6 protein-coding genes are annotated in these 13,814 nt (G+C 77.0%); 5 read left to right on the top strand and 1 reads right to left on the bottom strand.

Annotation, left to right across the window (positions count from 1 at the left end):
* The first annotated feature begins 91 nt into the window (after nucleotides 1-91).
* The 4 genes from WMF27_RS43070 (at nucleotide 92) to WMF27_RS43055 (ending at nucleotide 9,600) form a co-directional block, all read left to right on the top strand.
* On the top strand, nucleotides 92-1,894 hold the full coding sequence (locus WMF27_RS43070) for an ATP-binding protein (protein WP_437763060.1): 1,803 nt from the start codon (nucleotides 92-94) through the stop codon (nucleotides 1,892-1,894).
* Nucleotides 1,891-7,212, top strand: a complete 5,322-nt coding sequence (locus WMF27_RS43065) for a hypothetical protein (protein ID WP_437763061.1) — start codon at nucleotides 1,891-1,893, stop codon at nucleotides 7,210-7,212. The genes WMF27_RS43070 and WMF27_RS43065 overlap by 4 nt, the downstream gene beginning before the upstream one ends.
* Nucleotides 7,213-7,272: 60 nt before the next feature.
* Entirely contained in the window at nucleotides 7,273-7,869 is a 597-nt protein-coding gene (locus WMF27_RS43060; protein WP_437763062.1) for a DUF488 domain-containing protein, read from the top strand.
* 510 nt (nucleotides 7,870-8,379) lie between these two features.
* Nucleotides 8,380-9,600 (top strand): hypothetical protein, encoded by a 1,221-nt coding sequence (locus WMF27_RS43055; protein WP_437763063.1) that lies wholly within the window; start codon nucleotides 8,380-8,382, stop codon nucleotides 9,598-9,600.
* A gap of 213 nt (nucleotides 9,601-9,813) precedes the next feature.
* Here WMF27_RS43055 and WMF27_RS43050 read toward each other — a convergent pair whose 3' ends face one another.
* Nucleotides 9,814-10,743, bottom strand: a complete 930-nt coding sequence (locus tag WMF27_RS43050) for a ketopantoate reductase family protein (RefSeq protein ID WP_437763064.1) — start codon at nucleotides 10,741-10,743, stop codon at nucleotides 9,814-9,816.
* 47 nt (nucleotides 10,744-10,790) lie between these two features.
* Here WMF27_RS43050 and WMF27_RS43045 point away from each other — a divergent pair, with 47 nt between their 5' ends.
* The gene (locus WMF27_RS43045) at nucleotides 10,791-13,589 is read left to right on the top strand and encodes an ATP-binding protein (protein ID WP_437763065.1); all 2,799 of its coding nucleotides are present in this window, start codon (nucleotides 10,791-10,793) and stop codon (nucleotides 13,587-13,589) included.
* The last annotated feature ends 225 nt before the right edge of the window (nucleotides 13,590-13,814 follow it).

The raw sequence follows: 13,814 nt of genomic DNA, 5'->3' as shown, positions 1-13,814 counted from the left end.
CCGGTCTCCGCTCGCACAGACTCCGCCCCTCCAGCCCCCGCAGGCGCCCTTCCAACGGCGGCTCCCGCCGTGTGATAGCCTCGCAGGACGCATGGCACCCTACCGCTCCTCTCGCGAGGACCGCGCCGCGCCCCCGCCGCCGCCCCCGGGCCCGGTCGCCGACATGGTGCAGCAGTTCGCCGACCCGTACGCCTTCCTGCGCGAGCTCGTGCAGAACGGCATGGACGCCGGCGCGCGGACGATCGCCGTGCGCGTCGAGGCGCTGCCCGGCGCGTGCGCCACCTCGGTCACCGACGACGGGTGCGGCATGAGCCGCGAGGACATCGAGGGGCCGCTGCTCACCCTCTTCAGCTCGTCGAAGGAAGGCGACGCGACGAAGATCGGGAAATACGGCGTCGGCTTCGTCTCCGTGTTCGCCCTCCAGCCAGAGCAGGTCGACGTCGAGACGTGGCGCGACGGGGAGGCTTGGCTCCTCCGGCTGCACAGCGACACGAGCTACGAGCTCGAGGACGCCGGACCGCGCCAGGGCAGCGGCACGCGCGTGACCCTGATCCAGCGGCTCGGCCGGGAGGCGTTCGTGGAGCACGCGCGCCGCGCGCACGCCGCGCTCCGCCGCTGGTGCCGCCACGCCGACCGCGAGATCACCCTGAGCATCGCAGACCACGAGGGGGGCTCCCGGACGGGCGCGCTGCGCATCGACGCGCCGCTCGCCGTCGCAGCGCCCGTCTCCGTGACCGCCGTCGAGGAAGAGACCACCGTCGTGGTCGGCCCCTCCGCCGGCGCTCAGCACCTCGCGCAGCCCACGAGCGGGGACCCCGCCGTCGAGCACGGCCAGAGCTTCGCCGGGTTCTACAACCGCGGGCTCACGCTGTTCGAGACCGCGGACGAGCTCTTCGGCGGGCTGTCGGGCGTGCGGTTCAAGGTGATGAGCCCCCACCTCCAGCACACCCTGAGCCGCGATAACGTGCGCCGCGACGACGCGTTCTGGGACGCGATCGCGCGCGTGCGCGAGCTCGTCAAAGGTCCGCTCCGGCGCGAGCTCGCCGCCCGCCTCCCGCAGGCCGCGGCCGCGGCAGCCGCCGGCGAGGCCGAGGGCGCGGCCGCCTACGCGGCGATGCTGGAGGCGGCGCTGTCGCCGCCGACGGCGCTCGATCCGGACGAGATCCCGTTCCCGCTCGCGAGCCCCGTCGCGGGCGACCGGAGCCGCGCGGGGCTCCGGGCGCTCGCGCCAGGGCGCGAGCCGCTGCTCGTGGCCAGGCGAGCCGACGCGCTGACCGCGGCCATGGCCCGCGGCGGGCTGCCCGTCGTGCTGTGCAACCACCGCGCGACCAGGGCGCTGCTGAAGCGGTGCTTCCCGGCGGCGCGCGTCGAGAAGGCGCACGCCGCCTACCTGCTCGTGCGCGAGGAGCGCGAGGAGCCGAAACGCGCCCGCGCCGCCGACGCCGCGCTCCTCCAGGTGATCGCCGACGCGCTCGCGCGCGCCCGGCACGGGGTCGCCCGGGTGAGCCTCTGCCAGGTCGAGGGCGCCCTCCGCCAGCGCAGCGGGTTCCTGCTGCCCGGGAGCGGGGAGCGCGCCGGGCCCGAGCAGAGCTGCCACGCGGCGCGCGAGGTCGTGCGCCGCGCGGCGCGCTTCCCGCCCGGACACGCCCTCTACCTCAACGTCGAGAGCGACACCGTGGCCCTCGCGCGCCGGCGCGCCGCCGTCGACGCGGTGACCGCCGGCAACCTGCTCGCCCGCGCGCTGCTCGTCGAGGCCAAGGGGGCGCTCGATCCCGAGGACAGCGACCGGCTCCTCGACCTCTCGGCGAGCCCGCCGCCGCGCGCGGGGGCGGCGCGCGGCGGGAAGGCGCCCGCAGGCGGCGCGCGCCCCGCGCCGAGGAGGTCGCCGCGGTGAGCCGGGTCGTCGCCCGCGGCGCGATCCGCGTCGATGCCCGCCGCGCCGTCCAGAAGCTCAGGGAGCACCTGCTCGTCGACCTGGACCTCTACCTGCTCGAGCTCGTCCGCGCCGCCGCGGCCGGGGGCGCGACGCGGATCGATCTCCGGTACGACGCCGACGACGTCGTCGTGACCTTCGACGGAGAGCCGCCCGACGGGCCCGCCCTGGCGCGCCTCCTCGACCACGTGCTCAACGCCGCGCCCGACGCCGCGTCCCGGAGGCTCCGCCTGCTCGCGCTCGGCGTGAACGCGGCGCTCGGGCTGCGCCCGGCGCGCGTGGACCTGCTCACGACGGGGCCGTCCGGCGAGGCCAGCGGCGCGAGCTGCACGCGCGTGCGCTTCACGCCCGCCCTGCTCGAGGCGCCCGCCGAGGCCCCCGCGCCGGCCGCCGGCCCCGCCTGCGAGGAGGTCCCGAGGCCGCCCGGAATGCCCGCGGCCGGCCTGCGCATCGAGGTGCGGCGGAGGCTCGGCTGGTCGGTGCTCCGCCGGGCGATCACGGGCGATAGCCCGCCCGAGCTCGCGCACCTCGCCGCGGCCACCGGCGATTTCCCGATCCCGATCGCGCTCGCCGGCGAGCCGCTGCGCCGCGCTCTCCCGGGCGGCGATCTCGCGGTGCTCGTGCGCGTGCCGTTCCACGTGCGCGGCGCGCGCAGAGCCGCGCTGGAGATCGTCGCGCCCCCCGAGCCCGCAGGAGGTCCGGCCAGCTCGGCGCCCCGCTCGCGCCCCCTCGCCGCGCCCATCTCCACGCCCCTCCCCTCCGGCCTCCCCGCCGCCGACTTCCTCGAGCACGGCGTGCGGCTCGTCCGCGAGCGCTGGAGCTTCGCCCCGCGGTTCCCGTCGGCGCCCTACCAGGGCGTCGAGCTCCCGGTCCGCGTCGTCATCGACGCGGACGCGCTGCCCACCAACGCGTCGCGCTCGGCGGTGCGCGAGGACGCGCCCCTCCGCGCGCGGCTCCGCGAGGCGGCGGCCGGCGCGCTGATCGACGCCATCAAGGCCCTCGCCGCGCTCGTCTGCGGCGAGGGCGCGGTCCCCGACGGCGCGCTCGTCGTCGACGAGGACCGCGGCCGGCTCGCGGACGCGCTCGCGGCCTTCGCCTGCGTCGCGACCGGGGCGGCGCGGGCGGGCGCCGAGCTGCCCGCCGAGGCACAGGCCGTGCGCGAGCTCCCGCTGCTCCGCGACGGGCACGGGCGGCCGACGTCGCTCGCGGCGCTCGACGCGCTCGATGCGCCGCGGCTCTTCCTGTTCCGCGGCGACGCGAGGCTCCCGAAGCAGCTCGCCCCCTGGGCCGGCGACGTGGTCTGGAGCCCGGGGGGTCTCGTCGAGCGCGCGCTCGCCGGGCTCCCGCTCGCCGACGCCGAGGCCATGATCGAGCAAGCGAAGCTCGGCGCCGAGCGCCGCAGGGCGTTCCTCCTGCACGCGACCGGCGATCCCGTCGTGCCGCCCTCCCCGGAGCACGCGTTCCGCGACGCCTTCCAGGTGGACGAGGGGCCGCTCGCCGGCCTCCGCGGCGAGCTCGCGGTCTTCGCCGACGCGCGCGAGCCCCCGCGCGGCGCGGAGGTCCGGGTGTTCGTGGAGGGGCGGCACCTCGAGACCGTGGAGCTCGATCCCGCCGCCGTCCCCTTGCCCGTCGAGATCGCGCTCGCGTGGAAGGGGCGCGTGCGGCCGCGGTTCGCGTACGACGGGGTCGAGCGCGACGCGCGCTTCTGGCGCGCCGTCCGCCACGCGCTGAGGGTCGCGCTCGCCGCGGCCGACCGCGAGGCGAGGCGGCTCTTCGGCCCGGGCGACGCTCTGCGAGGCGCGCGCTCGACGACATCCGCGCCCGCGCCCGAGAGCGAGCTCGCGCGCGTGAGGCCCGCGCTGCGCGCCGCGATCGGGGCGGTGTTCTGCGCGCCTCCGCGCCTCGGCGCCGCGGCCGGCGGCCCCGGAGGCGGCGCGGCGCTGTCCCCGGACGACGGCCTCGCCCCCGAGCGCTTCGGAGGCCTCCTGGACGCGCGGATCTGGCCCACGCTCACGCCGGGGCGGTTCGTGAGCGTGAGCGGCCTCTCCACGCTCCCCCGGGCGGCGCGCGACCTCTGCACGGCGCCGCCCGGGGCGCGGGGGCGCGCGGCCGACCGGAGGACGGTGCTCGCCGTCTCGCAGCGCGAGCTCGACTGGCTCGCCGCCGCGCTGCCGGAGCGCGAGCTCGTCCCCTACGGCCCGGGGCTCTTCACCGAGGACGAGCTCGCGGCGCGAGGACCGGCGCGGCGGCGCGCGCTCGCGGCGTCGCTGGAGAGGGTCACGGCGCTCCCCGGCGGCGCGCCGGTCCTCGAGGTCAGCGGCCCCGGCTTCCTCGCGCTCGCCACGCCGAGCGACGCGATGGTGGAGGTGTGGCACCACGCGTCGCGGCCCCTCGCCACCCTGGAGGCCGCGCCGCTGTTCGGCCCCGCCGCCATCGCGATCGACGACGACGCGGCGGCGCCGAACAGCGGCTGGGACGGCCTCCTGTCGCCGCGCAACACGGCCGCCGTCCACGCGGTCGAGCGCGCGCTCTGCGAGGCGCTCGTGGCGGCGCTGGAGGGCGACGCCGCGGCGCGCGCGCGGCTCGGCCTGCGGGGCGATCCGCTCCGCGAGCGCGGCAGGCCGGACGCCCGCGTGAGCGCCTACCTCCTCGACAGCGCGCACGCGCTCGAGGCGCGCGCGCGGGCGCCCGGAAGCGCGCCCCGCAAGGCGGCCGAGAGCGAGCTCGCCGCCCGCATCCGGCGCCTGCCGCTGCTCGGGATGCTCGACGCGCGCGGCCAGGAGGTCGGGTGCTCGCTCGAGACCCTCGACGAGACGCACCCGGCGCCCGCGCCGATCCCGGTGCTCGACGCGGCGCCCGGCTTCGAGACGCTCTCCTGGCACCCCCTCGTCGTCCGCGGCCCGCGGGAGCGCGCGGCCCTGATGCGATGGGCCGGCGGGCGCGCCCTCCTGGCGCAGAGCGGCGTGCCGGCGCGGCGGCAGCGCGCCGCGGCCGAGCAGGAGCGCCGCGCTCTCGCCGGCAAGGCGCAGCAGGAGCAGGGCCCGCGCGGGGCCGCTTCCCGGCCGCGCGCGCCGCTCGCGCTGCCGGGCGCGCCCTCGCACCCGCTGCTGCGGGTGAGCGCCGCCGCGCTCGGGGTGCAGGGGCTCGAGGGCGAGATCGAGATCGTCGAGGGGCCGGTGTCGGACGCCCGCTTCGTCGGCCCCGACGGCGCGGAGCGGCGCGTGGAGGTGGAGCTGCCGATCCCGCTCCGCCTCCTCGTGCGCGCCGGGGCGGCGGACCCGTCGAGGGACGCCTCGCGCGCGATCCTGACGCGCCTCGCGAAGGCCGCCGGCCGGCACCTGATCGCGCTGGCGCCGCGCTTCGACGAGCTGCCGCCGTTCGCGCGGGGCCACGCGCGCCGCGCGGTCCTGAAGACGCTGGGCCAGGGCAAGCGCGTCGCCGCGGAGGCGGCGCGCGCGCGGCTCTTCCACGACATCGAGGGGAACCTCTTCTCGCTCGACGACCTCCGGCGCGACCCGCGCGCCGAGTGGCTGTGCACCTCGACGCCGCCGCCCTACCCGAAGCAGCGCTACGAGCGGCCGGTCCTCGCGCTGAGCAGGCCCGAGCGGCTGCAGCTCGCGACCGCCGTGGTCGTCAAGGACATCACCGACGCGGTCGCGCGCGATCGCGCGGCCGAGGAGCGCCTCACGGCGCCGCCGCTCGCCGCCGTCGGCCTCGACGCGGCCGCGCGCGCGGCGTGCTTCGCGATCCTGCCGTTCGAGCGGCCGGCCGGCGCGCAGGAGGGCGCGCCGCCCGCGCACGGCGAGATCGGCCTGCTCGCCCCGGAGCACGCCGGGGCGGCGGGCATCGCGGTGCACGTGGGGCGCCGCCCGCTCTGCGCGCTCGACGCCGGCGACGGGTGGCCCCTGTGCGCGGCCGTCAACGACGACGCGCTCGAGCCGAACCGCGCCTTCGACGGGCTGATGGCCCGCGGGGACGCGTCGACGCTCCGGCAGGCGGTGCGCGACGCCGCCGCGCGGTGGCTGCGCGCCCGGCTCGCGCCGCCCGCCGACGCGCTCGCGACGCGGTGGATCGACGTCGCCACCACCTGGCCCCGGCCGCTGTTCGTGACCGGCGCGCTGTGGCTGCCCGCGCGGTGGCCGCGCGCGCCCGAGGTGCTCGTCGCCGCGCCCTCCGCGGCGATCCTCGGCGAGGAGCGCGGGGGCGGCGAGGAGCGCGACGGCGGCGGCTTCACCCCGCTCGCGCTGCGCTGCGGGACGGGCGTGGGCTCCGGGACGACCGGCGTGGCCCCGCTCCCGCCGGTCGAGGGGAGGCTCCTCGTGTGGCCGCTGCGCGAGGCGCGCTGGGACGCCATCGCGGAGCTCGCCATGGAGGCCGCGGCCTCCATGGCGGCCGAGCTCTCGGATCAGGCGGCCGCGGCGCCGTACCTGTGGAACTTGCACCTGCTCGGCCGCCTCTCCGGCGGCAAGCTCGCGGCGCGGACGGCCTCCGGGGAGAGCGTCGGCCCGGCGGCGGTCCGCGCCGAGCTCGCGGCGAGCGGCTGCCTGTGGATCACCGATCGCCGGGGGAGCGCGGACGGCGATTTCCCGGACGGCGCGCCGCCGTTCGTGCTGCTCGACGACGGCTCGCCGCTGGTCGAGGTGCTGCGCCACCGCGCCGCCCCCGGCGCGCTGCGCGAGCTCGGCGCCCTCGCGGCGACGCCCGCCCCGGCCGCGGCGCTCGCGGCCGAGATCGGGCCCGCCTCCGGGACGGGCCTCCCCGCCGCGAGCGCGGCCCCTCCCGCCGCGGGCGCCCGCGGCGCGGAGGCGATCGCGGCCACGGGCGGCGCGGAGGCGCCCGCCGCGGACGCGCCGCCCGACTCGAGCGGCGCGCGGGCCTGGGCGATCGCGCTGTGGCGCAGCGTGCTCGGCCTGCTCGGCGGCGAGGCGACGCCGGCGCCCGGCGCCACGCCCGAGGGGCGGGAGGCGGCGGCCGGGAGCCCGCTCGCGGCCGCGCTCCACGAGGCCATCGTCCGGATGAACCTCGAGGGGTCCCCGGTGCGCGCCGTCGTGGAGGGCCGCTCAGGGCGGCCGATCCGTTACGACGCGAGCCGGAGCCACATCGTCGTCAACACCGAGCACGAAGCGCTCGCGTGGCTGCGCGCGCGCGGGGCGCCCGACCCGGCGGCCGTCGCGCTGCTGGCGGCGGCCGCCGTCGGCGAGGTGAACCGGGCGCTGAAGTCGGTCACCGACGCGGAGGAGCGCCGGGCGCTCGATCATCTGCTGCGCTCGATCGGGTAGCGCGCGGGCGCCCCGCTCCCGGCGTTGCCCGCGCGCCGCCGGGGCGCAAAGCTCTACCCCGTGGACACCGTCTTCACCGTCGGCCACGGCACCCGCAGCGTGGAGGAGCTCGTCGAGCTGCTCGGCGAGGGGCCGGCCGACACGCTGGTCGACGTCCGGAGGTTCCCGGGGTCGAGCCGCTCCCCTCACCTCGGCCGCGCCGCGCTCGCCGAGGCGCTGCCCCGGCTCGGGGTGACCTACGTCTTCCGCGGCGACTCGCTCGGCGGACGGCGGACCGGGCGGGCCGGCTCGCCGCACGTCGCCTGGGAGAACGCGAGCTTCCGGGCCTACGCCGATCACATGGAGACCGCCGCGTTCCAGCGCGCGCTCTCCGAGCTCGAGGCGGAAGCGCGCGCCGGACGGCGAATGGCGCTCCTGTGCGCCGAGACGCTCTGGTGGCGGTGTCACCGCCGCCTCATCGCCGACGCTCTCGTCGCGCGCGGGCTGGCGGTCGTCCACCTGCTCGGCCCCGGCGCGCGAGCCCCGCACGCGCTGAACCCCGCCGCCCGGCCCGACGGCGCCGGCCACCTGATCTACGACGTCGGCGCGCAGCGCGCGCTGCCGCTCGGCGGCGCCGGCGCGGAGCGCGCGCCTGTGCGCCCGCGCCGCGCGCGGTGATCCCGGCCGGCCAGGTGGCCGCGGGCCGCAGGCCGGTCGCACCGCCCCGCCAGGCGCACCCGGCCCGGCGCCTGTGCTCCACTGCGCGCATGACCCCGGGCGGCGCGGCCGGACCTCGAGGTGACCCTCGTCGAGCCGCTGCAGAAGCGCGTCGCATTCCTGCGGACGGCGCGTGGCGCGGGAGCCCGCCATCGACCTCCGGTATCGCTGGCCGCTCACCGGCGCCGCCCCGAGGGCCGTACGGTACGTGTCAAAAATCACGAAGTCCGCGTAGCGGTCCAGTCGGGTATCACCTGAAAAATAGACCATCAGTCGTCGCACTGACGTCCTGATCCCGGCCCACCTGAAGCGCCATCCGCGCCCACGGGGGCTCTCCGCGGAGCGCGGCATCGAGCGCGCCCCCGCCCGTCCGGTATGGCGGAGCCGCACCGATTCCGTTACCGTCCCGAGATCACATGAAGGCGCGCCCGATGTGGGCAGGGCCTCCTGGCTCGGGAGACAGTAATGAAAGTGCAACGCATTTCGGCGATCCTGCTCACCTCGGTCGCCTTCTCTGCAGGCTTCATCGGTTGCGGCGACGACGATTCGGACGGGGGCGCAGGCGGCGGCTCTTCCTCTTCGACCACGAGCTCGTCATCGGGAGGCCCCGCGAGCACGGGCGCGGGCGGGAGCAGGGCCGAGTTCCTCGGCACCCGCTGCACGGCCGACGCCGACTGCGGGCCGGGCGGCGTGTGCGCCCTGGAGTCGGACGGGGAGGCCGGTCCTGCGGGCGGGTACTGCACGATGGAGTGCGTCGACGACGGCGACTGCGAAGGCGAGGGCAGCGCCTGCGTCAATGACATCTGTTACCTGGGCTGCGTCCTCGGAGAGCCCGAGATCATGGCCCTCGACGAGGAGCTCGATCCGTTCAAGTGCCACGGCCGCGACGAGCTGCGCTGTGAGGAGGTGGATGACGGCGTGTCGGTCTGCATGCCGAACTGCGGATCCGACTCCCAGTGCTCCGACTCCGGCCGCAGCTGCGATCCCAGGCAGAACGCGTGCGTCGACACGCCACACGAGGGTCTTCCGATGGGGGCCGCGTGCGACCGCGACGCCGACGAGGATCCGTGCGCCGGACACTGCGTGGGCTTCCCCGGCGACGTCGGCGCATGCACCGAGTTCTGCGGCTTCGGCGGCGATGTGTTCGAGTCCGACTGCGGCGGGTTCGAGAACGGTCTCTGCCTCTACCAGTTCGCGGAGGTCGTCGGCGCCGGCGACTTCGGCGCCTGCACCAGGGCGTGCAAGGCGCACGACGATTGCCTGTTGCCGAACGCCCGTTGCGAGGACTTCGGCCTCCCGGACAACGGCTTCTGCATCTTCGGCAAGATGCCGTGCGAGGACGACGGCGATTGCGAGGAACCGGACGAGTGCGCCGAGACGCCTGATGGCTTCTTCTGCCTCGACCCGCTGTACCCGCTGAGCAACGAGGGCGCGGGCGGCGCGGGCGGCGCGGGCGGCAGCGGGGGCGGCGACGGCGGCGCGGGCGGCAGCGGCGGCGCGGGCGGCAGCGGCGGCGCGGGCGGCAGCGGCGGCGCGGGCGGCAGCGGTGGCGCGGGCGGCAGCGGTGGCGCGGGCGGCAGCGGTGGCGCGGGCGGCGCGGGCGGCAGCGGCGGCGCGGGCGGCAGCGGCGGCGCGGGCGGCGCGGGCGGCGCGGGCGGCAGCGGCGGCGCGGGCGGCAGCGGCGGCGCCTGATCGCTGCGTCTCACGACAGGCACTCATCTCATCTCCTCTCGACTCCAGGAGGTGAGATGAGCGCCTCGCGCTCCACTCCCCTTCCTTTCCTCGAAGCAGCCGAGACACCGCGGCGGCGGTCGCGACGACGCGTCTCCCAGGGCTCCCACGCGCCCAGGAGGCGGCGCGCGCCGCCGTCGCCATCACGGGTTCCGTCGCGAGCGCGAGGTCTGTCTATCGGCCCGCGGACGGCGCGTTCGCCCGCGGCGACAGGCCGCGGACGAGGGTCGCGAGCGTGCGCAGCACCGGGGTGTCGACCCCGGCCCGGCGCGCGCGCTCGACCACCGCGCCCTGGAGGATATCGACCTCCGTCGCGCGGCCGGCCCGCACGTCCTGCAGCATCGAGGGCTCGGTGAGCGGGAACTCGGAGCGCGTGAGGGCGAGCATCGCGTCCGCGGTCGCCTCGGAGATCTCCGCCCCTTCCGCCCGCGCGACCGCGATCACCTCGAGCATCGCCGCCCGGGTGAGGTCCTCCATCCGCTCCGCGACCACGCCGGCGCGCTGGCCGGTCAGCGCGCAGATCGCATTGAAGGGGGCGTTCCAGACCATCTTCTCCCAGAGCATGGCGCGGTGGTCCGCCCCGCGGCGGACCGGGATGCCCGCGCGCTCGAGCAGCGCGGCGGTCGCCTCGACCCGCGCCTCCTGCCCGGGCCGGTAGGGCGCGAGCCCGGCGCGCGTCGGCGCGAGCGTCTCGATCTCGCCAGGCCCGGCGACGCCCGAGGACATGTACGCGATCGCGGCGATCACGCGCGGCGCGCCGACGTCGCGCGCGACCACGTCCTCGGAGTCGAGCCCGTTCAGGAGGGGCGCGGCGAGGCCGTCCGCGGCGAGCAGCCCGGCGAGCTTCGCGCTCACCGCGGCGAGCGACGGCGATTTCACGGCGATGAGCGCGAGGTCGAACGGCCCGCGCGCCCCGTCGAGCGGGACGACACGGAGCGGGGGAGTGCGCAGCTCGCCGGACGGCGTGCGGACGATGAGCCCGCGGGACCGCATCACCTCGGCGTGCGCGCCCCGCGCGACGAAGGTGACGTCTTCCCCGGCGAGCGTGAGCCGCGCCCCGAAATAGCCGCCCACCGCGCCCGCGCCGACAACGAGGATCCGCATCGGCGGCGACCATAGCACGCTCGAGCCGGACCGCAGCGAACCGACGGGTGGCGACCCGCGAGGATTGCGGATATGCCTACGCCGAGATGCGCAGGCCGGAAGCCCCCGCCGCGGCGCACGAGAGCGGCCTCATGAGCGCAGGCGAGCCGAGCGTTACGGTGGAAGCCGAGGAGCTCCAGCGCTTGCTGGACGCCCTGCCGGCGCTCATCTCGTATATCGACAGCGACGAGCGCTACGGCGTCGTCAACCGGGCCTACGAGCGCTGGTTCGGCGAAGACAGCGGCTCGGTCGTCGGCCGGCATGTGCGCGAGGTGATCGGCGACGCCGCCTATGCCGCCGTGAAGGCGCACATCACCGCGGTGCTCGCCGGACGGCCGCAGGACTTCGAGTCGCCGCTCATCTACCGGAACGGCCGCCGGCGCCACGTGCGCATCCAGTACATCCCCCACCTCGGCGCGCGCGGCGACGTGCGCGGCTTCTTCGCGCTCGTCGCGGACGTCAGCGAGCAGAAGCGCGCCGAGGACGCGCGGCGCTTCCTGGCCGACGCGTCGGCCGCGCTCGATCCGGTGCAGGGCCGCGACGCGGGCTTCCGGCGCGTCGCGGCCCTCGCGGTCGCCTCGGTGGCCGATCTGTGCGCCGTCCACACGCTCGAACCGGACGGCTCCGCCCACGCGCGGGTCGTCGCGCACGCCGATCCGGCCAAGGCGGAGCTCGCCGCCCGTCTGGCCCGGCGCAGCTGCCCCCCGCCGGCGCCCGGGACGCCGCCATCGCCGTTGGACGAGGTGCTCCACGGCGGCCACGGCCGGCTCCTCCCCGACCTCGCCGGCCACGCGCTGGCCGGCGCGGACCACCTCGCCGCCCTGCGCGAGCTCGGCTGCCGCTCCGCGGTGATCGTGCCCATCCGCGGCGACGGGTGCGTCCTCGCGGCGCTCACGCTCGCGTCCGCAGAGGCGGATCGCACCTGCGACGCCGCCGATCTCGCCTTCGCCGAGGAGCTCTCGCGGCGCATCGAGGTGGCCTTGCAGCGCGTGCGCCTCTACGACATGGCCCGCGAGGCCGAGTCCGAGGCGCGGCGGCGCTTCCTGGCCGAGCACGAGGCGCGCCGGGCCGCCGAGCGCGCGGCGCAGCGCATGGCCGGCCTCCAGCGGATCACCGCGGCGCTCGCCGACGCGCTCACCAGCGAGGCCGTGGCGCGGGTCGTCGTCGACATCGGCGTCGCCGCCGCGGGCGCGCACGCCGGGGCCATCGTCGTGACGGCGGGCGACGAGCTCGAGTGCCTCAAGGAGGTCGGCCACGAGCGCAACGCCGTCGAGCGCTTCCGGCAGATGCCCCTCGACGCCGCCCTCCCGCTCGCCGACGCGCTGCGGACCGGCGCGCCCGTCTGGCTGCGCTCGCGCGAGGAGTGCTCCGCCCGCTACCCGCGCATCGCGAGCACCGTGCTGTCCGGCGCGACCGTGTCGCTCTGCTGTCTCCCGTTGGTCGTCCAGGAGCGGCCCATCGGCGTGCTCAGGCTGAGCTTCGCGGAGCCGCGCCCGTTCGACGAGGAAGAGCAGGAGTTCCTGGTCGCGGTGTCGCGCCAGTGCGCGCAGGCCATGGAGCGCGCCCGCCTGCACGAGGAGCGCGCCGCCTTCGTCGAGCGCGAGCGGCGCGTCGCCCTCGAGAACGCCCGCCTCTACCGCGAGGCCCACGAGGCGGACCGGCGCAAGGACGAGTTCATCGCGATGCTGTCGCACGAGCTCCGCAACCCGCTGGCGCCCCTCACCACCGGCCTCGAGCTCCTGCAGATGAGCGCCCAGATGAGCGCCGACGAGCGCGCGGATCGCCACGACCGGCAGATCCTGGCGACCCTCGAGCGGCAGGTGAGGACGATCGTCCGGCTCGTCGATGATCTCCTCGACGTCTCCAGGATCACGCGGGGCAAGATCGAGCTGAAGCGGGAGCGGCTCGACGTCGCCTCGGTCGTCGAGGCCGCGATCGAGTCGGTCCGCCCGCTGCTCGTCCAGCGCGGGCACGATCTCGTCCTGTCGGTCGATCCGGGCGTCTTCGTGCACGGCGACCGCGTCCGGCTCGAGCAGGTCATCGTGAACCTCCTCAACAACGCCATCAAGTACACGAACCCCGGCGGCCGCGTCTCGCTCGCCTGCGCCGCGATCGCCGGCGACGCGCGGATCCGGGTGACCGACACCGGCGTCGGCATCTCCGCCGAGCTGCTCCCGCACGTCTTCGAGCCGTTCATGCAGGCCCGGCGCACGCTGGACCGCTCCCAGGGCGGCCTCGGGATCGGGCTCACGCTGGTCAAGCGGCTCACCGAGCTGCACGGCGGCCGCGTCGAAGCGCTGAGCGGGGGCCCCGGCGAGGGAACGGCCATCAGCGTCTGGATCCCGCTCGCCGGCGCGCCGAGCGCGCCCGCCGAAGCCCCCGCGCCGCCGGCGCTTCCGCCAGCGCTCGAGGCCGCCCCTCCGCGCGCCACCACGCGCGCCCTCCACGTCCTCCTCGTCGACGACAACGTCGACGCCGCCGAGGGCCTCCAGCGCGTCCTCCAGCTCCACGGCCACGCCGTCTCGATGGCCCACGACGGACCGGCGGCGCTCGAGGCCGCGCGCGCGTCGAAGCCCGATCTCGTCCTGCTCGACATCGGCCTGCCCGGGATGGACGGCTACGAGGTCGTCCGGCGCCTGCGCGCCGAGCCCGAGCTCGCGCGCACCTACATCGCCGCCCTGTCCGGTTACGGGCAAGACCAGGACCGCCGCCGCTCGCGCGAAGCCGGCTTCGACGCGCACCTCACCAAGCCGGTCGCGACGGAGCAGCTCCTGTCCCTGCTCGCCGAAGCCGCCCCGCGCCACTGATCGGCCCGCGCTCCATTTCAGAAGTGCAATGCAGCCGCGCCTCCCGCCAGGCGCGCGATACATCGCCGAAACAGGCTCTTCCAGTTCTGAACGTTGCGCCCATTTCCTTTCATCGGCGCTGTCGCGTCCAGGCTCGCTCGGGGCCTTGTTGCGCCCGCTGATGACCGCGAAACATGCATGAAACAGAGGTGGTAGAGGCCATTGCCAAAGGCCTGGCGCGCCGTC

Source organism: Sorangium sp. So ce281, from assembly GCF_051527395.1.
GTDB classification, from domain to species: domain Bacteria; phylum Myxococcota_A; class Polyangia; order Polyangiales; family Polyangiaceae; genus Sorangium; species Sorangium cellulosum_B.
This window is presented reverse-complemented; position numbering and strand designations above follow the sequence as displayed.